This is a genomic window from Anaeromonas gelatinilytica (assembly GCF_016820635.1).
GTDB lineage: Bacteria > Bacillota > Clostridia > Tissierellales > SIT17 > Anaeromonas > Anaeromonas gelatinilytica.
In genome coordinates, this window is sequence record NZ_WSFU01000008.1 from 1 (window position 1) to 21,986 (window position 21,986).

20 protein-coding genes and 2 riboswitches are annotated in these 21,986 nt (G+C 27.0%); of the genes, 1 reads left to right on the forward strand and 19 read right to left on the reverse strand.

The window, feature by feature from the left end; translation table 11 throughout:
• Positions 1 to 52: 52 nt before the first annotated feature.
• Positions 53 to 373, reverse strand: a complete 321-nt coding sequence (locus GOQ29_RS00495; protein WP_203370396.1) for a cupin domain-containing protein — start codon at positions 371 to 373, stop codon at positions 53 to 55.
• 145 nt (positions 374 to 518) lie between these two features.
• On the opposite strand from GOQ29_RS00495, the gene GOQ29_RS14910 reads away from it, so the two are divergent.
• A complete protein-coding gene (locus tag GOQ29_RS14910; RefSeq protein WP_350445947.1) occupies positions 519 to 1,133 on the forward strand; it encodes a Crp/Fnr family transcriptional regulator in 615 nt (204 codons plus the stop codon).
• A gap of 159 nt (positions 1,134 to 1,292) precedes the next feature.
• Here GOQ29_RS14910 and GOQ29_RS00505 read toward each other — a convergent pair whose 3' ends face one another.
• From GOQ29_RS00505 to GOQ29_RS00590, 18 genes are all read right to left on the reverse strand, one after another.
• Positions 1,293 to 2,483, reverse strand: coding sequence for an anaerobic nitric oxide reductase flavorubredoxin (locus tag GOQ29_RS00505; protein ID WP_203370398.1), 1,191 nt, complete (start codon positions 2,481 to 2,483; stop codon positions 1,293 to 1,295).
• Between the two features lie 193 nt (positions 2,484 to 2,676).
• Positions 2,677 to 3,588, reverse strand: a complete 912-nt coding sequence (locus GOQ29_RS00510) for a polysaccharide deacetylase family protein (RefSeq protein WP_203370399.1) — start codon at positions 3,586 to 3,588, stop codon at positions 2,677 to 2,679.
• A gap of 239 nt (positions 3,589 to 3,827) precedes the next feature.
• Positions 3,828 to 4,280 (reverse strand): protease complex subunit PrcB family protein, encoded by a 453-nt coding sequence (locus GOQ29_RS00515; RefSeq protein WP_203370400.1) that lies wholly within the window; start codon positions 4,278 to 4,280, stop codon positions 3,828 to 3,830.
• Positions 4,281 to 4,394: 114 nt separating this feature from the next.
• A complete protein-coding gene (nagZ, locus tag GOQ29_RS00520) occupies positions 4,395 to 5,633 on the reverse strand; it encodes a beta-N-acetylhexosaminidase (protein ID WP_203370401.1) in 1,239 nt (412 codons plus the stop codon).
• 265 nt (positions 5,634 to 5,898) lie between these two features.
• Positions 5,899 to 6,126, reverse strand: coding sequence for a thioredoxin family protein (locus tag GOQ29_RS00525; protein ID WP_203370402.1), 228 nt, complete (start codon positions 6,124 to 6,126; stop codon positions 5,899 to 5,901).
• 41 nt (positions 6,127 to 6,167) lie between these two features.
• Positions 6,168 to 7,184 carry a permease gene (locus GOQ29_RS00530; RefSeq protein WP_203370403.1) on the reverse strand — a complete coding sequence of 339 codons (1,017 nt, stop codon included), beginning with the start codon at positions 7,182 to 7,184 and terminating at the stop codon, positions 6,168 to 6,170.
• A gap of 14 nt (positions 7,185 to 7,198) precedes the next feature.
• Positions 7,199 to 7,552 (reverse strand): ArsR/SmtB family transcription factor, encoded by a 354-nt coding sequence (locus GOQ29_RS00535; protein ID WP_203370404.1) that lies wholly within the window; start codon positions 7,550 to 7,552, stop codon positions 7,199 to 7,201.
• A 117-nt stretch (positions 7,553 to 7,669) separates the two neighbouring features.
• Positions 7,670 to 8,920 (reverse strand): ABC transporter ATP-binding protein, encoded by a 1,251-nt coding sequence (locus tag GOQ29_RS00540; protein WP_203370405.1) that lies wholly within the window; start codon positions 8,918 to 8,920, stop codon positions 7,670 to 7,672.
• Positions 8,921 to 9,946, reverse strand: coding sequence for a FecCD family ABC transporter permease (locus GOQ29_RS00545; RefSeq protein ID WP_203370406.1), 1,026 nt, complete (start codon positions 9,944 to 9,946; stop codon positions 8,921 to 8,923).
• A 54-nt stretch (positions 9,947 to 10,000) separates the two neighbouring features.
• On the reverse strand, positions 10,001 to 10,957 hold the full coding sequence (locus GOQ29_RS00550) for an ABC transporter substrate-binding protein (RefSeq protein ID WP_203370407.1): 957 nt from the start codon (positions 10,955 to 10,957) through the stop codon (positions 10,001 to 10,003).
• A gap of 101 nt (positions 10,958 to 11,058) precedes the next feature.
• Positions 11,059 to 11,237, reverse strand: a riboswitch (cobalamin riboswitch).
• A gap of 168 nt (positions 11,238 to 11,405) precedes the next feature.
• Positions 11,406 to 12,635 (reverse strand): ABC transporter permease, encoded by a 1,230-nt coding sequence (locus GOQ29_RS00555; protein WP_203370408.1) that lies wholly within the window; start codon positions 12,633 to 12,635, stop codon positions 11,406 to 11,408.
• A complete protein-coding gene (locus tag GOQ29_RS00560) occupies positions 12,635 to 13,549 on the reverse strand; it encodes an ABC transporter ATP-binding protein (RefSeq protein WP_203370409.1) in 915 nt (304 codons plus the stop codon). The genes GOQ29_RS00555 and GOQ29_RS00560 overlap by 1 nt, the downstream gene beginning before the upstream one ends.
• Positions 13,550 to 13,734: 185 nt before the next feature.
• A complete protein-coding gene (locus tag GOQ29_RS00565) occupies positions 13,735 to 15,786 on the reverse strand; it encodes a methyl-accepting chemotaxis protein (RefSeq protein WP_203370410.1) in 2,052 nt (683 codons plus the stop codon).
• Positions 15,787 to 15,812: 26 nt separating this feature from the next.
• The gene (locus GOQ29_RS00570) at positions 15,813 to 16,151 is read right to left on the reverse strand and encodes a chemotaxis protein CheW (RefSeq protein ID WP_350445948.1); all 339 of its coding nucleotides are present in this window, start codon (positions 16,149 to 16,151) and stop codon (positions 15,813 to 15,815) included.
• 187 nt (positions 16,152 to 16,338) lie between these two features.
• Positions 16,339 to 16,423: riboswitch (cyclic di-GMP riboswitch) on the reverse strand.
• 179 nt (positions 16,424 to 16,602) lie between these two features.
• Positions 16,603 to 17,844: a sensor histidine kinase gene (locus GOQ29_RS00575; RefSeq protein WP_203370411.1), complete on the reverse strand. Its 1,242-nt coding sequence runs from the start codon at positions 17,842 to 17,844 to the stop codon at positions 16,603 to 16,605.
• 6 nt (positions 17,845 to 17,850) lie between these two features.
• The gene (locus GOQ29_RS00580) at positions 17,851 to 18,546 is read right to left on the reverse strand and encodes a response regulator transcription factor (protein WP_203370412.1); all 696 of its coding nucleotides are present in this window, start codon (positions 18,544 to 18,546) and stop codon (positions 17,851 to 17,853) included.
• A 110-nt stretch (positions 18,547 to 18,656) separates the two neighbouring features.
• The gene (locus GOQ29_RS00585; RefSeq protein ID WP_203370413.1) at positions 18,657 to 21,161 is read right to left on the reverse strand and encodes an ABC transporter permease; all 2,505 of its coding nucleotides are present in this window, start codon (positions 21,159 to 21,161) and stop codon (positions 18,657 to 18,659) included.
• 14 nt (positions 21,162 to 21,175) lie between these two features.
• Entirely contained in the window at positions 21,176 to 21,862 is a 687-nt protein-coding gene (locus GOQ29_RS00590) for an ABC transporter ATP-binding protein (protein WP_203370414.1), read from the reverse strand.
• Positions 21,863 to 21,986: the final 124 nt, after the last annotated feature.

The window sequence follows — 21,986 nt, forward strand, 5'->3', positions numbered from 1 at the left end:
GTAGTATTTTTTCATTATAAATTTTTAGTTTCACTCAATAATCATAAGATTTTCAGTGGCCTCCTTTAGGATTAGGAGCTTTTATTACAAATATCTCAAGAGTTTCATCATCTTTATTATTCACATTCATTAATGTTTTGTATGGAATATTAATAATACTACCTTTCTCATATTTATGCTCCTCTTGTTTGTCTAATTGTAGAGATAACACACCCCTTATCACAATCATATAAACATTTGAATTTGCATTATGTTGAGGTAGACCTTTATTCTTAGAAAATATCATATGATTCAAATGTAGATTTTTATCATTTATAATTTTTTCTATCTTTTTATCATTACCATTATCATATTCAAATAATTTTTCAATCATTAAAAATCCTCCTTTATATTTAGTTATACATCAATTATAATTATTTATATAAGTAATTTCTGTAACTATTGTTACGAAAGGATGATTTTTTATTATTAATAAAAATTTCTTAAATATTATTCAATCAAATCCATTATTTAATGATATTTCTAATGATAGACTAAAAAAACTATTTGAATCTAATGAACTTTCTACAAAAAAATATTCAAAGGATGAAATAATATACTTTCAAAATGAAGAATGTTCATCCTTCGATATATTAATCTCTGGAAAAGTTTCTATTCAAAAATTAGATGAAAATGGTAATATATTGACAATTACTAATTTCTATCCAGGAGATTCCTTTGGAGGACAGATGATATTTGCTGACAACAATTATTATCCAATGAATGTTATATCAAAGGATGAATCAATAATATTAAATATAAAAAAATCACTAGTTTTAGATTTATGTCAAAACAACAAACAATTTTTGTCTGAATTATTAAAGTCAATTTCTAACAAAACTCTTATAATAAGTAATAAAATCCATGATATATCTCTAAAAACTATTAGAGACTGTATTTTAGATTATTTAAAATACGAATATAAACTTCAAAATACTTTGACATTGAAAATGAAAATCACTAAAAAAGAATGGGCAGAAAAAATTGGTGTTCATCGTCCTTCCCTTTCTAGAGAATTAATGAAAATGAAACAGGAAGGACTAATTGATTACACAAGAAATACTATTACTATAAAAGATATTAAAATTTTATAATATTATTTTAATTCTTTTTGTTTATTCATATAATAATAAGCTTTTATTTTTGGATAACATATAAACGAAATTCCTAATATCATTTATTATTTATGCATAAGCACTTATAGAAATAGCCCTTATAATATATATATTATAAGGGCTATTTAAAATTAAATATCATTTTATCTTTTCAGCAAAATCTTTCCCAAAGTTTTTACATCTTTCTATTTGAACATCATCTGGATTCCATAATTCTCTTATGCCTTCATTTACAACATCATATTTGGCATCTTTTAATTCGTCATTTATTATCTTAATGCCTTCTCCACTCCAACCATAACTTCCAAAGGCTGCAAATTTTTTGTTTTTATATTTCATACCTTTCATCATTTCTAATAATCCTGAAATAGAATATAAAAGTCCATTATTCACGGTAGAAGACCCAATTAATACTGCTTTAGATTTAAATACTTCTGTTAATATATCATTCTTATCAGTTTTTGCTCCATTAAATAATTTTATTCTAGTATCTTTTTCTACATCTTTAATTCCTTCTGCTATTGCCTCAGCCATTCTTCTAGTTCCATGCCACATACTATCATATATTAAAGTTATCTGGTTTTCTTGATATCCATCAGCCCATTCTAAATACTTTTCAATTATTTGAACAGGATTATCTCTCCATATAACTCCATGACTTGTACATATCATATCTACAGGCAATTTAAAATCTAATACCTCTTTAATTTTTCTTGTAACTAGAGGAGAAAATGGTGTTAATATATTAGCATAATATTTAATAGCTTCTTGATATAATTCTTCTTCATTTACTAAATCATTAAACATTGGATCAGATACATAATGCTGTCCAAAAGCATCATTGCTAAATAACATATTATCTTTAGTCATATATGTAAACATACTATCAGGCCAATGTAACATTTTTGCTTCTATAAATACTAATTTACTTTTTCCTATATTAAGTTCATCTCCGGTTTTAACTTCAACAAAATTCCAGTCCTGATGATAATGACCTTTTATCGAATTTATCGCAGCTTTAGTACAATATATTGGAGTATTAGGAATTTCCCTCATGAGTTCTACCAAAGCACCACTATGATCAATTTCTCCATGGTTGGCTATAATATAATCAATCTCATCTAAATCAATCTCCTTTTTTAATCTTTCTATATATTCTTTAGCAAAAGGCATCCAAACTGTATCAATAAGTACAGTTTTTTCATCTCTGATTAAATATGAATTATATGTAGTTCCCCTATGAGTAGAATATTCATCTCCATGAAAATCTCTAAGTTCCCAATCCTTTATTCCTACCCATGTAACTTTATAATTTACTTTAAAACTCAAAATAATCCCTCCTATCTTTTTCTTATATGAAGTATACCCAATATATAGTTAAAATAAAAGTCTTAGTATTAATCTCTCATTACACATCTATATCCATATCCCCAAATTGTTTCTATATATGTAGGTTTAGAAGAATTATCTTCTATTCTATATAATATTATCTATAATTTAATATAAACCTTAATTCAAAACTTTACTCCAATACTCCAAATTCATAACCTTCGCTTTTAAGATAATCTATAACATCAGGTAACATCTCTACTGTAGATGTTTTTGTAGGTGCATCATGCATTAATATAACAGCTTTTTCTTTTCCCTCTACAGTATCCTTTATATTTTCAATCAATTCATTTACACTAAATCTCTTTTTTTCTGAATCTCTATTTAAAGCATTCCAATCTATATACTTATATCCATTATTTAATACTGCGGTTCTAAAGGGAGATTTTTTCTCTCCAAAAGAACCTCCTGGAAATCTAAATAATTTACTATTAAAATCTTCTCCTAATATTTCTTTTAATATATTATCCGTTCTATCTATTTCATTTAATAGAATATTAACATTCGAATATATTTTACTATAATTATGAGAATAAGTATGATTACCTATGCTATGTCCATTATCATATATATCTCGAATTATATTATCATTTTTTTCAGCCAATTGACCTAATACAAAAAAAGTTGCTTTAACATTTTTTTGATTAAGTATTTTTAAAATCTTTATGGTATTCTTACTAGGTCCATCATCAAACGTTAAAAAAGCCATTTTTCTACCATCTTTTAAATAAGCTTCTTCACTAGGTACTGAAACATGTGTACTATATGAAACTTTTTTAGATTCTTCATGATCTTTTGATTTATTTTTTTCAATTTTTTTATCTGAATTTTTTACTTGATTCTCCTCATCATCTTTATCTGACTTTTTCTCTTTTTCTGCTTTTTCTTTTATTATTTTTTCCTTAGCATATTCTTTTTCTTTACTATTCTCTTTTTCACTAATGGTTGTCCATTTCCCAAACAAGGTCAATATTCCTAATATAAATATTATACATAAAATAATAAACCTTATTCTTCGTAATCTTTTGTTCACTTTTTTACTCATTTCTTGTCCCCCTACAGTATAAAATGTCGAATTTTAATTCCTAGATATACAATTATTCTACACTATTTATTAGACTTTTGGGTTACAAATAGGTACAAAAAAGTTACAAAAATATTACAAAATTCCTAATATTATATTGTTTTTTATGACTATCTACAATACAAACATATATGACAACTAAAAAAGATAATTTCTATATTTTACAGAAATTATCTTTTTAACTTAATAATTAATTTTACTTATTCTATTATTTTAAATTCTTTACCTTTAATTGTCACTACTTTTATATCTTTTACATCTTCTATATCTTCTATTTTAATAATTTTATAAGGATAAGTTATTGCTTGAGTCACCATATCATCTGTTTTAGGCTTATATTCCATTATAGTTATTTTAGTAATATTATCATCTTTCTCAACCTTTTCTATGACAATATCATATCCACCAGTGTTTTTTTCTCCTAAGCCTATATATATGTACTTTCCATTTTCTTTAGATTCTATTACCTTATATCCTTGATTTTCTTTAATATCTTCTATACTATTTTCTATATTCCGAGGAACATTTTCTACAATCTCATACTCAATTCCTTTTAATTTATTCACTCCACTCACCTCTTTAGTTGATGATGAACATCCTAAAAAGATTATTGAAATAGCTAAAATTATTAGTCCAAAAGTTATTTTTTTCATATGTATCACTCCACCTATTTATATTTCATTTTTTTCAAATAATACTTTTTATTTAATATATACTCTCATCTTTATTATAACATAAAATAATACTAATATTTACCTTTCATCCCTTTAATTAGATCCCTTTTCATTCAAAAGTCTCCTTATATCATTATTGATTTTATCTATATCAATATTCTCAATTGTTTCATCCTTTAATTCATACTTACCTTTCAATTTCAATATTCTATATATACTCTTATCAATTCTTTCCTCTGATATTCTCCCATCTTTTACTGCGGTTCTTAATTCCTTTAATACATTTATTTGATTTTCATATCCATGACAGACTAAAATAATATCACTCCCAGCATCTACAGACTTAATGGCTGCATCTTCTATATTATAATTTTCTGTAATCGCTCCCATTGTCATATCATCTGTAACAACTAAACCATCAAATCCTAACTCTTTTCTTAAAAGATTATTAATAATTTCTTTTGACAAAGTAGCTACATTTTCTGCATCTATGTTCTCAAAAATAATATGAGCAATCATTATTGAATCTGTCTTATTATTTATAGCCTCTTTAAAGGGAACAAGTTCAAAATTCATTATCTCTTCTATATTTTTTTTAATAACAGGTAACCCTACATGAGAATCTATCGATGTATCTCCATGTCCAGGAAAATGTTTAACTACAGATATAACTCCCTCTGACTGAATTCCTTTCATTGTTTCAATACCTAATTCACTTACGATTTTTTCATTAGAACCAAAAGCCCTATCACCAATTACTGGATTATTAGGATTACTATCTATATCTAAGACTGGTGCAAAATTCATATTAAATCCCATAAGCTTTATTTCTTTTGCAATTAATTTGCCTACATTATAAGAAAAATCTTTATCTTCAATATGTCCTATTACTTTATTAGAAGGTATTTTTCTAATTTCATCTGGCATTCTACTTACTCTACCACCTTCCTCATCAACAGACATAAACAATGGAATATCATTATTATTAGAATTTATAATCTTTAAATTATTTGTCAATTTTAAAAGTTGATATGAATCTTTTATATTTTTACTAAATAAAATAAATCCTCCCACATAATACTCTTCTATCAATTTCTTTGTATTATCATCTAATGTATAATCATCAAATCCTACTATAACCATTTGTCCTATCTTCTCTTCTAAAGTCATTTCTTCAATTTTCTTAATTATAGGATCTTTTTCTTCATCTGGTTCTATTTTCTGTAATGGTGGAGTTTCTTCTATATATTCTTTTTTCATATTTAAATATCCTATAATAACCACAACTAGCACTATTAAACCTACAATAATAAATAAAATTTTTTTATTCATTAATTTTACAACCTTTCTCACTTATTATATATACTCTTATAAATATTAATCTAGATTTATTCAATAATGTTCCAATGCATTAGCATTTTAAGTTTGAACTTGAATGTTGATATTTATAATATATATTCCATTATCTACCTATTATACGCTATTAATACTATCTTTTAGACAAATATTGATACTTTTACAAAAATACTAAGAATTCTCAATTCTATAAATTTAAAATAGACATCCCAAATTTTTGAATGCCTATTTTAAATTTGTCTTATAAATATTTTTTTATTTCTTCTGGTTTTGCTACTTTCCCAACAATCTTTACATCTTCATCTATCACTAAAGCTGGAGTCTTCATTACGCCATAAGACATAATATCTTTAAAATCTGTAACTTTCTCAATCGTAGCATCAATACCTAACTCATCCACAGCCTTTTTAACATTTTTCTCTAATTTTGTACAATTAGCACAACCTGAACCTAAAATTTTAATAATCATAACACACGCTCCTTTTTATAATTAATATATTTATATTTAATTTAAATAAATAAATATCCAAAGGCATTAAAAATATATCCAATAATAATTATTCCAATCGTTACTATTCCAAAAAACATTCCTAATAACTTTGGTTTAACAACCTTTGAAAGCATAATCATGGACGGCATCGACAGAGCAGTTACCCCCATCATGAAAGATAATGCTGTTCCTAAGCCTACTCCTTTTGTTATCAAAGCTTCTGCAATAGGCAATGTTCCAAATATATCTGCATACATAGGTACTCCTACAAAAGTTGCTACAAGAACTGAATACCATTTATCTTTGCCCAATATTGCAGAAATAATGGATTCTGGAATATAATTATGAATAGCCGCTCCTATTCCAACACCTATTAATATATATAGCCATACTTTTTTAATAATATCTAATACTTGATTCTTTGCAAATTCTATTCTTTCATAGGAAGTTAACTCTTCTTCTTCACTTTCAATCATTTTATTATTATAAACAAAAGATTCAACATACTTATCAAGTTTTAACTTACTAATAATTCCTCCTCCTAAAACTGCTAATATTAAGCCTACAATAACATATGCTATAGATGTCTTCCAATTAAATATACTAGCAAGTAAAATAACCGATGCTAAATCTACCAAAGGTGAAGAAATCAAAAATGAAAATGTAGTACCTATTGGTAACCCTGCATTAGTAAATCCAATAAATAGTGGTATAGAAGAACATGAACAAAAAGGTGTCACAGTTCCAAGTAAAGCGGCTAAAATATTTGATGTAATTCCTCTAAACCTTCCTAATATTTTTTTAGTTCTCTCTGGTGGAAAGAAACTTTGAATATAAGATATTACAAATATAAGTACTGAAAGCAAAATAAATATTTTTATTACATCATAAATGAAAAAATGTATGCTTCCTCCTAATCTTTCCTCAATAGACAATCCAAACACTTTTTCCACTAAAAACTTAATAAGTTTATGAAGCCATGTCATTTTTAATAATTGATCATTAAGAGTACTAAATACACTTGATATTATATTCATCATAATCACCTGCCTTAAATATTTTGGGATTTGATTTTTTCATTAATACATTCCTCTGCTATAGGAAGTCTTTCTATATCTTTTTTTAAAACAGAATAATCATCAATACTTGAAATAATATTATCTAATATTCCTTTAAGCATTTGATTTTCATTATCTAAATAATAAAATATAAATTGCTCTTGTCTTTCATCTTTAACAAACCCTTTATCTTTTAACTTACTTAAATGCTTTGATATCTTAGGCTGACTCTCTTCTAATATTCCTTGCATTTGACATACACATAATTTTCTATGATAGAGTAAATTTAAAATTCGTATTCTTGTTTCATCTGATAAAACTTTGAATAAATTCACTAATTTATCCATACAATTACATCCTTTCATTAAAAATATAATACTTATATACTCATATGAGTATATAAGTATTATATTTTTATATTTATTATTTGTCAATGATTATATAAAAGATTTAAAAATATATAATTAATTCATTATATGAATTTTTTCTAGAAATTCTTTATATTCTAAAATGAAATGAAAATTTTCTTTATTCTTTAATTCATTTAATATTTCTGTAGCTTGTCCCTGTGTATAATCAATTTGCATTTCATTCTTTAAAAAATAAATCGGAATTTTAGTTTCCTTTAATACTTGGAGATTAATCAAATTTCCTTTTCCATAAGGAACATTTGTCACCAAAACATAATCTGATTGACGAATAAATTCTAAACTTTCAGATGCTTCCTTTGAAGTAAAATGTGAAAAAGGAGGTGCATCTACACAAGGAATCTTTAATATATTACATATCTCCCAATCACTATCCCCCTGATTAACTACTCCAGCTGATACTTGAAAGCCAAGAGAATTTAATTGTTCTAATATCTCTCCTCCAGTATCACCACCACATATTACATGAATCTTTATATGTTTTCTATTTATTTCTTTTTTAATAACTCGCAAAGGAAGAATCTCTTTTTTACCTAATATTTTATTATTCCGCACAATCATCTCCATATCATAAACCTTAGACAGATTTTCTTCCTTCACAACCTCTTCTGGATTACCCTGTGCAAGAACTTGTCCATTATGCAATAAAATTAATCTATCACTAAATCTAGCAGCCATATTAATATCATGCAAAACAGCCACAACTGTTATATCTCTTTTTTCTTTCAACATATAAATAAGTTCCATAATTTCTAATTGATGATGGATATCTAAATGAGAAGTAGGTTCATCTAATAGAATAATACTAGATTGTTGCGCAATTGCACGAGCTACAATTACCCTCTGTCTTTCACCACCACTTAATTCATTAAAAAATCTATCTTTAAATTTCCAAGTATTAGTCATAACCATGGCTTCCTTAACTACTTCATAATCCTTTTTTCCTAGTTTGTTTTTTCTAGCAATATGAGGATTCCTTCCCATCATCACAATATCAAAATTAGTAAAATCATACTCAATATTAAATTCCTGAGGTACAACTGCTACTAATTTTGCTAATTGACGTTTTGATAAATTTGTATGCTTATTTCCCTTAATAAAAATCGAACCATTCTCAGAATCAATAATACTAGTAATAGCTTTAATTAATGTAGACTTTCCTGTTCCATTAGGACCGATAATTCCTACAAATTCTCCTTTATAAATAGATGCATTCAATCCATCTATGATTTTTTTATTGCCATAAGCTACAACAAGATCCTCAATTTTTAATACTTCTTCCTTCATCTATATGCCTCCACGTTTTCTCTTTTTTAATAAATAAACAAAGAATGGTCCTCCAAATATAGAAGTAATCACTCCAACTGGTATCTCTTGCTTCATTAAAGATCGAGCAATAGTATCACAAAAAATAAGAAATACTCCACCTAACATAAAAGAATAAGGATACATTTTTTTATGTTTGGGTCCTACAAAAATTCTAACTATATGAGGAATAACTAACCCCACAAATCCGATAATACCAGTAACACTAACGGTTGCTGCCGTTACAAAAGTCGTAACTACTAAAACTATCAATTTTAATCTATCTGTATTTACTCCAAGCTGTGAAGCTGTATCTTCTCCTAAAAGCATAATATCCATTTGCCTATGCAATATATATAAAATAATAAATCCAATAATTGCATATGGAAAAATTAACATCATATCTTCCCAACTTTTCCCATTAAAGCTGCCCATAGTCCAATAAATAATTCTACTCATTTGATCTGAAAAAATCATCAAAATAGAATTCATTGCAGATAAAAATTGGGATAAAGCAATACCACTTAATAGCAAAGTAGAAACAGGTACCTTTTTTCCCACTCTCGAAATATTATATACTACTACCAAAGTAAGCATAGCAAAAATAAAAGCAAGTATAGAAATCATATCTACTCTTAGAAAAGAATTGTTCAATCCAAGAATTATTCCAATGCTTGCTCCTAAAGCTGCCCCTGATGACACACCTAATAGGAAAGGATCCGCCATTGAATTCTTAAATATGCCTTGATAAGAAACACCACACATAGATAGAGAGCCACCTACAAGTAAGGCTAGCAAGACTCTTGGAAATCTTAAATTCCATATAATTGATATAGTAGAATCTTTTACTCCTTCTATATTACCTATACCTGTAATCTTATGAAACAAAATTTGAATAGTTTGACTAACAGAAATATCTGCAACTCCAATAGTAGTACAAATAAATATAGTAATAAATGCAATAATTATAATAAAAAATAGAAAATATTTTTGAATAAATCTCTTCATGACATCTCCCTTTTCATTAAAAGGGACAACCCTAAAAGGTTGTCTCTTTTATATTTATTCTTCAAATACTTCAGGATAAATAGCCTTTGCATAAATCTCTAAACCATCTATTACTCTCGGTCCTGGACGCTGAATAATATCATTTTCTGGTGTCCCGGATGTGATTTCTACAATATCATCATTTTTAAATGCATCAATAGCCTGAATTCCCTCTAACTTTTTAATATCTTCTGCTGATGTAAATGTAGATATATAAATGTCTGGATTAGCCTCAATTACTTTTTCTAAACTCAATTGAGGATATGGAGTATCAGCATCTGATGCAATATTGCTTGCATTTATTTCCTGTAACATAGAATCAATAAAAGAATCTGGTCCTACAGAATAAAAATCACCAAGATCTATAAAGACTTTCTTACTTTTTACATCCTTTAATTTAGTAATAATTTCTTCTCTCTCATTCTTCATATTATCAATTACTTCATCAGATTTTTCTTTTACATTAGTTATCTGCCCAATAGTTTCAATACTCTTAAAAACATCATCAATACTAGATGAATTAAAAACTACTAACTTTATTTCAGAGGCCTCTAAAAGCTGTTTTATATCTTCTGGAATAGATCTAAAAGCAAAAACTACATTAGGGTCTAAATCAATGATTGCTTCCGTATTTGGTCCATCATAATCTCCAACAACTTCTATATCTTGTGCCTCCTCAGGATAATTACTATAATTATCTCTACCAATAACCTTATCCCCTAATCCTAAAGCAAATAATATTTCTGTATTACTAGGTGAAATAGATACAATTTTTTCTGGAGCCTTTTCAAATATAACTTCATTTCCTAAATCGTCAACAACAGTCAATGGATATACTGTTTCTGTTGATTCTATATTATTATCTCCATTATTAGATGTATTATCTTTACCATCACTATTAGAACAAGCTGTCCACGTAAAAACCATTAAGACAACCATAATTAAAATAAGTACTTTTTTTAATCCTTTCATCATTCTTCCTCCTATAATTATATTTAAAATAAAAAAAGCCCTCTACAATAAGAAGGTTTACGAATTTAAACTATATTTATTTACTCCTCCCCTCCGTAGGTAATTTATAATTCTCTAAGGCAGGTCTCCTGACTTGTGCTTCATTCTCTGCTCATCCTTCCCATTTTTAAAAAACAGTGGTTTTATGAGTTTGTCCACACTTACAGTAGCGGGGGCTGTCATGGCTTTTCACCACATTCCCTATTAAGTATAATACTACACCTTAAAAATTTATTTAATTTTCATATAATCATGTTTCCATATTACCATGCTTATCTTAAAAAATCAAGTAAAACAACAATCTATTAATACAATTTAACTTTCTAAATTTTTATTAAAAATAAGCATCTAATAGTAAAATTACTATCAGATGCTTACAAAATTCTTTCATCACAATACCTATATATACTTATTTTTTTCTTATTAATTTAAAAGCATTTTTTAACTTAATAGGATTGCCATACATAAGAGTAGCCATTCTATAAATTTTAGAAGCTAAGATTCCTATTAATACCGTAGATACAGTTAATATAACTAATGAAATAATTATCTCAATAGTTGATACAGTTCCCATTGATACTCTTACAAACATTGACATAAATGAACTAAAAGGAATAAAAGAAGTTACTTTTAATACCATACTTTCAGTATTATACATTCCCATCATAGCTGCACCAAACACACCAATAAATATTATAGTTATTGGTGTAGAACTAGAGCTCACATCTTCCGTTCTTGAAACTAATGCTCCTAAAGTTCCAAAAATAAATGTATAAAAAAGATAACCTAATATCCCAAAAATAGAAAAAGTAAGAAGTACTTCTGAAGGTATCTTAAATACAAAATCTAATTTATTATCCCAAGCATCGGCATTTAGATTATAGGTAGTCATAGATATTAAAATAACTAATCCAACCTGTATTATTCCAGCTAATGCTCCTCCTATAACTTTACCAAATATTAAATTACTACTATCTGTACTAGTAACTAAAACTTCCATAGTTCTATTACTCTTTTCACTAGCTACCGATGTTGCAACTAATTGACCATAAATGATTATCATAAAGTAAAGGACAAATACTAAAATATAGGTATAAAGATAATTACTACTACTATCTTTTCCTAAAATATCTGTATCATATTCCATATTAGGAGAAATTAATCCTTCTACTTCACTATATTCAATTCCCAATTGTTTAAAACCGCTCATCCTATATGCTCTCATTAATGCTTCTTCAAAGAATGTTCTATTAGAATCTAACATCTCATTATTTTTTATAATATATCGATATTTAGTAGGAGTTTCTATAATATATCCAGCTTCTATTTCTCCAGAATTTATATCCTTTTCTAATTTCTCTTGATTTTCATATTCTACTAATTTTCCTACAAAAAAGCTTTCTTCTAAATCTTTAATATTTATTAAAGATTCATCCCTATTTATATAACCATATATATCATCTGAATCAACGGAATCTTCCCCAGTATCCTTTTCAGAATCAAAAAATGTATCCTTTATAGTAGGTATGGATAATCCAACAATTAATAACACGCAAATAATTATCGTGGATATTAAAAAGGTCTTATTTTTCAAAAACCCCATAAGTTCAAATTTTAATACAGTGAAAAAATCTTTCATTAACTATCACCTACCTTTTTAACAAAAATATCTTCTAACGTCGGCTCATATACTGAAAAGTTCTCAATATCTAGATTTAATTTTACTACAGCATTAAATAAATCATTTTTCGTCTTATCTTCTAATAATTCTATTATTAAATAATCTTTCTTTCTATCCACCACTTTAGCAATATCTCTTAAATCATCTATAAAAATTTCCTCTAATTTATCAGGAGATAAATTTACTTCTTTTATAGTTAATCTATTCATACCATATTTTCTTTTTATCTCTTTTAAATTTCCTGTTAAAACTATTTCTCCTTTATTTATTAAAGCTATTTCTTCACAAAATTCTTCCACATAATTCATTTGATGACTAGAAAAAATTAATAACTTATTATCATTTATCAATTCTCTAATAATTTCCTTTAAAATTTGAGAATTCACTGGATCTAATCCACTAAAAGGTTCATCTAATATTATAATTTCTGGGTTGCATATGAATGTTTCTGCTAATTGAACTTTTTGTTGATTTCCTTTTGACAATGTTTCTAACTTCTTGTTTTTATATTCTTCTACTCCTAGCCTTTTTAACCAATATAATGTATTCTCCTTAGCCTCCTTATTACTTAACCCTCTAAGTTGGCCTAAATATATTAATTGCTCTAAAACTTTTTTCTTGGGATATAATCCTCTTTCTTCTGGTAAATATCCTATCTGATAATTTCCCGCTACAAATTTTTGTCCATCTAAAAGAATATCTCCACTATTTGCATTAAATAAATTCATAATTATTCTAATAGTAGTAGTTTTTCCCGCTCCATTTCTTCCTAATAAACCTAGAGCTTTACCACTTTCTACTGAGAAAGATATCCCATGTAGAATTTCTGTATATGAAAAACTTTTACGTACATTCTTTACTTCAAGTTTCATAATAACACCTCTTTTCATTAATTTCACCCGTTCCAATCATACTTCTACATAATCCCCCTTTATTCCTTCTTAATTTTTTATATTTTAAATATAAATCTCATTAATAAGTATATTACACATTGTAAAATAGAAAAGTCTATAAATGCATATGCATTTATAGGCCTTTCTATTAATATATTTATCAGTTAAACTCTAAATTTTTTAATAACCGACTGTAAATCCTGAGCTAAACTTGCCAAACTCTCACTTGCACCTGCAATCTCTTCGATAGAAGCAGTCTGTTCTTCCATTGATGCCGATGCCTGCTGAGTAGAAGCAGAGTTTTCTTCTGCAATAGCAGAAAGATTCTGAAGAGTATCAAGGATTTTATTTTTCATATTATTCATTTCATCACTTGAAATATTCAACTCTTCAACGGCTATTTCTGAATCTTTCATAGAATCTGCTATCATCTCATATTTATTTTTACTATTAATGACACTTTTTGTTTGTTGCTCAACTATAGTGGATATTCTTTTTATTGTATTAACAGCATCATGAGAATTATTTTGTAACTCTTTCACTATTTCATCAATAGCCTTTGTTGACACAGAAGATTCCTCAGCTAATTTTCTGATTTCTTCTGCCACTACCGCAAATCCTTTTCCAGCATCCCCTGCTCTTGCTGCCTCTATAGCTGCATTTAAAGCTAAAAGATTAGTCTGTTCTGCAATAGATGCAATCACATTACTTGCTTCACCAATTTTATTAGAACTTTCATTAGTCTTTAAAATTGCTTCATGAATCTCTTTTGATGCTCCATTACTTTCCTTTGTTATTTTATATAAATTCTCAATTTCTTCTAAACCATCATTAACTACTGTTACAACATTATTTGATGCTTTATTTAAGTTCTCCATGTGAGCCTGATTTTTTTCAATCGCATTTCCTAATTGTATAGCCTTATTAGAACCTCCTTCCGTATTTTGGGCCTGTTCAGAAGCTCCTCTTGCAATTTCTTCTACTGTTTTGGATACTTCTTCTGCCGCAGTAGCTGATTGTTGTGATGTAGCTGTCAACTCTTCTGAAGCAGCAGATACTTGTTCTGAAGAATTACCTATTTCCTTAATAATATCTCTAAAACTATTTGTTATATTTTGCAATGCCCTTGATAGATATCCAAGCTCATCTTTCTTTTTAAGATATTTTTCATCTACATCTTGTGTAATATCAAGCTTGGCTATTTTTTCTGAATAATCTACTGTTTTTATAATTGGTTTTGTCATTGAACTACCAATTATATAAACTATAAAAATACTCACTATTAAAATAATGATTGTAGCTATCATAATACTTCTTTGAAGTCCAGGAATTGCTTCTAATACTTCTTCTTGATCAGCAGTAATAATAAATATCCAATTCGTACCTTCAATAGGTGAATATCCAGCATATAGATTATTACCATTAAAAGAGTAATCACTTACTCCCTTTTTTTCTTTTAATATTTCATTAAATAATTCTGCTAATGATGTTAAGCTTTCATCTTTTTTTACTTCCTCCGTTGGATTAAATTCATTCATTACCTTATCTCTATCGGGATGAGCAACTACTGTTCCATTATTATTAATGATATATCCATATCCACTTTCTCCAAAACCTGTATCATCTACAATATCACTTAGAGCCTCCCCATTGCTACGACTAATTAATGCACCTACTACATTACCATCTCTTTCAATAGGTACTGCATACATTAAAACTAATTCATTTGTTACACGACTAATCAATAAATCTGATATACTAATTTCACCATTTAAGGCCTTTTTTATATAATCTCTATCACCTAGTTCATTGGTTGTACCATCTGAATACTGAGCAAAACCATTAAGATCAACAACAGCAATATCAATAAAATTTGTTTTCTCTACTTGTCTTTGTAATATAGGCTGTTGTACTTCCCAATCCATACTTTGTATTTCTTCCATTTGTGACATTGTTTCTAATGTTCGACTTTGAGTTTCAATTCGACTTTCTGTTAATCTTGATGCTTCATATGATAATGAGGCTAATGACTCTTCTGATTTTTTAGTAAGAGAATTAACAGCATTTCCTAGAGAAATAGCTCCTGATGCAATAGATGCAGCTAAAATTAATATAGAAAAATAAGCTATTAATTTTGCTCTAATACTTTTAAATTTAAATCCAAATTTAAATTTTCTTATATTTTTATCTTTAATTTTATATTTTGTTTTTTCCATTTTAGTTCCTCCATTAAATTTAATATTTAATTTACATTTTTTTCACCAATAAAAAGAAGTTCTGTCAAATCTAATAATATTATGACTTCTTCATCCATTCTACCTATCCCCATAATATATTTTTCATCAATATTCATAGCTATATCTGGTGAATCATCTATATATTTCTGATGTAGGTTTACAACTTCAGAAGCATCATCAACAACTATACCAATTTGCCTATTATCTATATTTATAATAATTATCCTACTATTTTCTTGAACCTCCCATTCTTTCATATTAAACTTCTTTTTTAGATTAATTACAGGAATAATATCTTCCCTCAAATTAATAATACCTTCAACAAAAACTGGTACATTAGGAATTTATGTGCTCTTTTCATATTCTGTAATTTCTTTTACTTTCATAATTTCTATTCCATATTTTTGATTCTCAAGTTTAAACAAACTATATTGCTTATTCAATTTTATGTCACCTCCTTTTAATTTTTATTTAAATTAAACCCCCTTTATGTTTACATAATGTAAGCAAAAAGGGGGTTAATCTACCGTATTCTGCAACCGGCTAACCTATTAATTTATAATTTAGACCCTTGGCTTTGCGTCCTTACCTTTCGATAAGTTTGCTCTTTTAATTCATATTAATCATTATTTTTTATTATAGAAATATTTGGATATATAAATCTTTATTTAAGAATATAATAAATAATTTAACATCACAATATTTTTCGACTAATTTTTACATAATAATCTATATCTATTCATTAAAAACCCCAAAATATTTATAAATATTCTGGGGTTTTTGTAACTTTTTATTTTAATATTTTAGAAATGTAATAATAAATTTTGTTCCTTCTCCTAATTGACTTTCAGCTTCAATTATTCCTCCATGTCCCCCAATTATAGCTTTAGATAGTGCTAATCCTATGCCCACAGAATCACTCTTTTGAGATCTCTTAGATTTATAAAATCGCCTAAATATATTAGGCAAATCCTCTTCACTAATTCCCTCACCCTGATCTTCAATAATGATTCTTTTATATATAGGATTTTCTAATATTTCTACATTTATCTTATCACCAGAATTACTATGTTCTATACTATTTATAAATATATTCATTAACGCTTCTTTTAACCAATAAATATCATGTTCTAAAAATACTTTTTCATCTTGACTAAAATCAATAGATACTTTCTTTTCTATCGCTTTACTTTCTATCATTTCAATTGATTCTTCAATAGTCGTATTTAAATCATTATTCTTTCTCTCAAACTTAATAGCATGTACATCTAGTCTAGCTAATCTGAGAAGACTTTTAATTAACCATTCCATTCGTTCTAATTGATTTTCATTATTTTTTAAAAATGTCAACTGTTGTTCTCTGGATAGATTTTTATTTAACATGATATCATTATAAACAATCATAGAAGATAAAGGAGTTTTTAATTGATGGGAAATATCTGATAATAAATCTACTAAAAATTGTTTTTCTCCATTAAGTTCCTCTAAATTATTTCTTATAATTCCTCCCATTGAATTAAATGCAGTCACTAATTTAGGGAAATCTCCTTCTTGATCCTCTTCTATAAAGGTATCATATTGACCTTCTACAATACTCTTAGCTCCAGAAGTAATCCTTCTAATTCTTTTATAAAAATATACCTGATAACAATAATTAAAAGTCAATAATAACAAAAGCATCATAATAAATATCGAAAAAAAGATTTCATTATTACTTCTATATGTTCTATTTATGTATGGAAATAAATTGTTTTCAAGCTCTCTACTTAGCCCATACTCTTTTAAAATTTCAACTCCTTTATCCCTTTGTTCTTGAGAAGTTTCTTTCACAAGTATAGGTATTATTTCCTGTGCTAATTCAGGATCTTTTTCTTTTATTTCTGACACTATTCCTCCAAAACTATTTATATAATCATCTTTTAATTGATTATATTGCATATTCAAAATTAAAAATATCGATATAAAAAATGTAATGATAATTATAGATAATATCATAGAACTTCTCTTCAATTGAGGATTTATAAAATAATTTCTCATTTTAAATTACTCCTTTATTACTTCTTTTTGCCACTTATACCCTAATCCCCTTTGAGTTATAATATATTGAGGTTCTTTAGGATTATACTCTATCTTTTCTCTTAACCTTCTAATATAAACTGATAATGTATTTTCATCAAAAAAGGCTTCTTCTCCTTCTGTTAAAGAACTAAGAATTTCTTCTCTTTTTAATAATTGCTGAGGCCTATTTATAAAAATCAACAATAATTTATATTCCAAAGCTGTTAAATTAATTTCTTTTCCATTTTTATCAATATATACAGTGGAAGTATTTATTTTTAAATCTCCACTTATATATGTAGTATCATTATCATTATTTTTAAAAGTTCTTCTCAATAAAGCTCTTATTCTAGATAAAAGTTCTCCCACTCTAAAAGGTTTAGTAATATAATCATCTCCACCTATATCTAATCCTAAAACTACATTTACTTCTTCATCTAAAGCCGTTAAAAATATAATCGGTATTTCACTAGATTCCCTTATATACCTACAAAAGTCATATCCACTTCCATCAGGAAGATTAATATCCAATATAATAAGGTCTAATGATTCCCCATTATGTATAATTTTTCCTTCCTTTAGAGTACTTGCAGTATATACTTCATATCCCTTTTCTTTAAGTGTAAACTCTATACCCATAGATAAAGCTTTATCATCTTCTACTAATAATATTTTAGACATTTCATCACCTCTTAAAGCATTATATATTCATTACTTTACAAGTATAATATCCTATATAAAACAAATCTTATCTTCTATTATAACAAATAAAGGAGAATAAAAATTCTCCTTTAGTAATCTCCTTTAATAGTTTCTATTAAATTATCCTTTTTAATACGAGCTAATGGATATAATACTGAAAGATATCCAATTATAAGAGTAGCTATTGCTGCAATACCAATAGTACTCCAAGGTATCCCCCAACTAAATTCTCTTGCTTCATTTATTCCTCCAGCTAAAATGAAGGATAATATACTTCCTATTATAGAACCATATATTATGCCCTTGATTCCATAAAGCATACCCTCTAATACAATCATCTTTCTTAATCCTTTATGAGTAAGACCAATAGATCTCAATGTAGCAAACTCTCTCTTTCTTAATAAAATATTAGTAGTTAAAGTGTTAATTATATTTACACTTCCTATTAAAGAAACAACAACTACAAATCCATAAAGAAGTATCTGTATCATTAATATACTAGATTTATTTTTCCTATTATTATCTATATGATTAATAATCTCTAAATCTGGATTTTCTTTAATTATATTTTCTATTTTTGCAATAGCCATCTTTTCACTTTCTATATCTTTTAAAACAATATTTAAATTTATAGGTGATAAAGATTCCTCTTTCGTAAATCTCTTAGCAACATTTTTAGATGTAATGAACCTTAGACCTTCTGGATTACCATTATAACTAAATACTTCATCTTCAACTATAGCTACTACCTTTAATTCTTCTCCTAATTTATCTGCTTTTTCTTCATCTTGATCCCAATACAATCTTTCAGAAACATTTATTTTGTCTCCTACTTTTATATCTGCTACAGGACCATAATAAGTGTTATTTGTGTCATAATTGAATATCCTATTTTTTCTTATTAATATTACTCCATTTTCTTCATCTAATTCTTCAGTATCAATATTTCCTGATTTTACATATTTTTTAGATGCATCTAAAACATTCTTATCATAAATATTAATACTTCCAGAAATCTCTGTCTTACCATTAGAAGATGACTCTCTGTAAATATCCTGTTCAAAACCTTGAAGTTCTTTAATTTCTTTATTCTTATCTATTTCCATATTAAATTCATATCCATCATATACTTTATAGACTTTTTTAACAGAAGAAATATCTTCAATTTCTTTAATAACATCTTCATCAATAGTTATCCCTTCTGATGTACCTTGTACTCCTCTTGTAATTGAAAAATGAACATTCTGTGATTCCTTTAAACCATCAGTCACAGTTAGTGACATATCTACAAAGGATTTAAATGTAATAAACAATATTACACTTATTATAATAGAAAAAACTGTAATTCTATATCTTTTTCTATTTCTCTTTATATTTTTATGAGCTAATTCTCCCTCAAATCCTAATAATTTTCCTGTAATCTTTACAGGTAGGCTTTTTCTTCGTTTTATCTTTTCCTTCTTTATAGACTTCCTACTGCTAATAGCAACCAATGGTGAAATCTTACTAGCAAATATTGATGGCATTAAAGCTGATAAATATATTGAAACCAAACCTATTGCTGCACTACATCCTAATATAGTGGGAGATATAACAGGTTTGAAAACTTCTAAATTTTCTCCACCAATTAATTTGAAAGCAAAACTAATAGAATAAATTGCTACAATACCAAAAAATAATCCTATAGGTATACCAATTAAAGATAATAATGTTGCTTCCCTTAAAATAATCTTTCTTATTTGTTTAGGCGTTGTACCCACTGCTCTTAAAAGTCCAAATTCTTTTATACGTTCCATTACACTGATTTGGAAGGAATTATATATTACTGCTATTGTTGAAATAACAACTATCAAAATAATAACTCCTACTGCAATATATAAACCTAAAAAAGCCTCATTATCTCTTTCTGATGCTCCTTGCACTCCAAGTAAAGCCTCATTCTTTTCAAAATCATCTTCTTCTCCTAGCTTACTTAATTCCTTTACTGCAGATTTTAAATTTGTCTTTGAACTAATCTCTACTAATAATACCGTTTCTTTTTCACCTGAATAGTTACCTTTCTTAAGAATATTACCTCTATTATTTATCTGTTCCATTATATTATTTTCTAAAATACCTACAAGTCTATATTCCTCATTATTTATTTCAATCTTTCCACCAATATCAGCATTGGAATCAATATATCTTAATAACCACCCTTCAAGAGCAACTTCTCCTTCATCTTCAGGAAATCTTCCTTCTTTCACTTGATAAGGAAGTAATTCTAAAGCTTGATTAGTAGCTGATATTTCACGTACATCTATTGAATCATTAATAGTAAATTCTTCTTCTACATTGAATGTCCCATTTCTTGCAACTTTAGGATTATTAGATATTTTTTCTATAAGTCCTTTATCTGGATTTGTATATTGTAAATGATGAGAACCATACGTATTTTTTGCCTTTTCAATTTGTACCTCTTGCATCCCTTTTAAAAATAATCCAATAGATGAGATTAAAGATACAGATAGAATAATTCCAATTATAGTCAACATAGATCTTTTCTTATTATTCTTTAAATATTTCTTAGTAAGTTGTTTATATCTCGTAATCACTTACTATTCACCTCCTATTCATTCCTTAAATATTTATCTGATATTATTTCTCCATCTTTTAATGTAATGATTCGATCAGCCAATGAAGCTATATTTAATTCATGAGTAATTAATATTAATGTTTGATTATATTTTTTTGCTGTGAATTTCAACAATTCTACTACTTCCTTTGATGTAACACTATCAAGATTTCCTGTAGGTTCATCTGCAAGAATAATAGAAGGCTTATTGAATAATGCCCTTCCAATTGCTACTCTTTGTTGTTGCCCCCCTGATAATTCTGAAGGAAGATGATCCTTTCTATCCTCCATACCTAAAATTTTAATCAATTCATCTAAATATTTTTTATCTATCTTATCATTATCCAGTAATGCTGGAAGAGCAATATTTTCTTTTACATTTAATATAGGTATTAGATTGAAAAATTGAAATATAAAACCTATCTTTCTTCTTCTAAAAATAGCAAGTCTTTCTTCCTTATAATCATAAATACTTTCACCATCTACAATTACCTTCCCATTTGTAGGTCTATCTAAACCTCCTAATAAATGAAGAAGAGTACTTTTCCCTGAACCTGATGATCCTACTATAGAAACAAATTCACCATTATTTACTGATAAATTTATATCCTTAAGTGCTTCCACTTTATTTATTTCACTGCCATAAGTCTTATTTAAATTCTCTACTTTTAGTATCTCCATTTTCATTCACTTCCTTTACTTGTTTTTCTCTACACCCATTATATTGTTTCCTAACACTCTACACCATAACTACTTCCTTACAATATTAAAGTCTATCTTACTATTTAGTAAGATAGACTTTAAA

What these genes read in the sequence shown, in the direction of transcription:
- GOQ29_RS00580 (WP_203370412.1), bottom strand. Translation starts at nt 18,546, where the DNA reads ATGTCTAAAATATTATTAGTAGAAGATGATAAAGCTTTATCTATGGGT.
- GOQ29_RS00530 (WP_203370403.1), bottom strand. Translation starts at nt 7,184, where the DNA reads ATGAATATAATATCAAGTGTATTTAGTACTCTTAATGATCAATTATTA.
- GOQ29_RS00565 (WP_203370410.1), bottom strand. Translation starts at nt 15,786, where the DNA reads ATGGAAAAAACAAAATATAAAATTAAAGATAAAAATATAAGAAAATTT.
- GOQ29_RS00495 (WP_203370396.1), bottom strand. Translation starts at nt 373, where the DNA reads ATGATTGAAAAATTATTTGAATATGATAATGGTAATGATAAAAAGATA.
- GOQ29_RS00515 (WP_203370400.1), bottom strand. Translation starts at nt 4,280, where the DNA reads ATGAAAAAAATAACTTTTGGACTAATAATTTTAGCTATTTCAATAATC.
- nagZ (WP_203370401.1), bottom strand. Translation starts at nt 5,633, where the DNA reads ATGAATAAAAAAATTTTATTTATTATTGTAGGTTTAATAGTGCTAGTT.
- GOQ29_RS00510 (WP_203370399.1), bottom strand. Translation starts at nt 3,588, where the DNA reads ATGAGTAAAAAAGTGAACAAAAGATTACGAAGAATAAGGTTTATTATT.
- GOQ29_RS00550 (WP_203370407.1), bottom strand. Translation starts at nt 10,957, where the DNA reads ATGAAAGGATTAAAAAAAGTACTTATTTTAATTATGGTTGTCTTAATG.
- GOQ29_RS00590 (WP_203370414.1), bottom strand. Translation starts at nt 21,862, where the DNA reads ATGGAGATACTAAAAGTAGAGAATTTAAATAAGACTTATGGCAGTGAA.
- GOQ29_RS00575 (WP_203370411.1), bottom strand. Translation starts at nt 17,844, where the DNA reads ATGAGAAATTATTTTATAAATCCTCAATTGAAGAGAAGTTCTATGATA.
- GOQ29_RS00560 (WP_203370409.1), bottom strand. Translation starts at nt 13,549, where the DNA reads ATGAAACTTGAAGTAAAGAATGTACGTAAAAGTTTTTCATATACAGAA.
- GOQ29_RS00555 (WP_203370408.1), bottom strand. Translation starts at nt 12,635, where the DNA reads ATGAAAGATTTTTTCACTGTATTAAAATTTGAACTTATGGGGTTTTTG.
- GOQ29_RS00535 (WP_203370404.1), bottom strand. Translation starts at nt 7,552, where the DNA reads ATGGATAAATTAGTGAATTTATTCAAAGTTTTATCAGATGAAACAAGA.
- GOQ29_RS00540 (WP_203370405.1), bottom strand. Translation starts at nt 8,920, where the DNA reads ATGAAGGAAGAAGTATTAAAAATTGAGGATCTTGTTGTAGCTTATGGC.
- GOQ29_RS00545 (WP_203370406.1), bottom strand. Translation starts at nt 9,946, where the DNA reads ATGAAGAGATTTATTCAAAAATATTTTCTATTTTTTATTATAATTATT.
- GOQ29_RS00525 (WP_203370402.1), bottom strand. Translation starts at nt 6,126, where the DNA reads ATGATTATTAAAATTTTAGGTTCAGGTTGTGCTAATTGTACAAAATTA.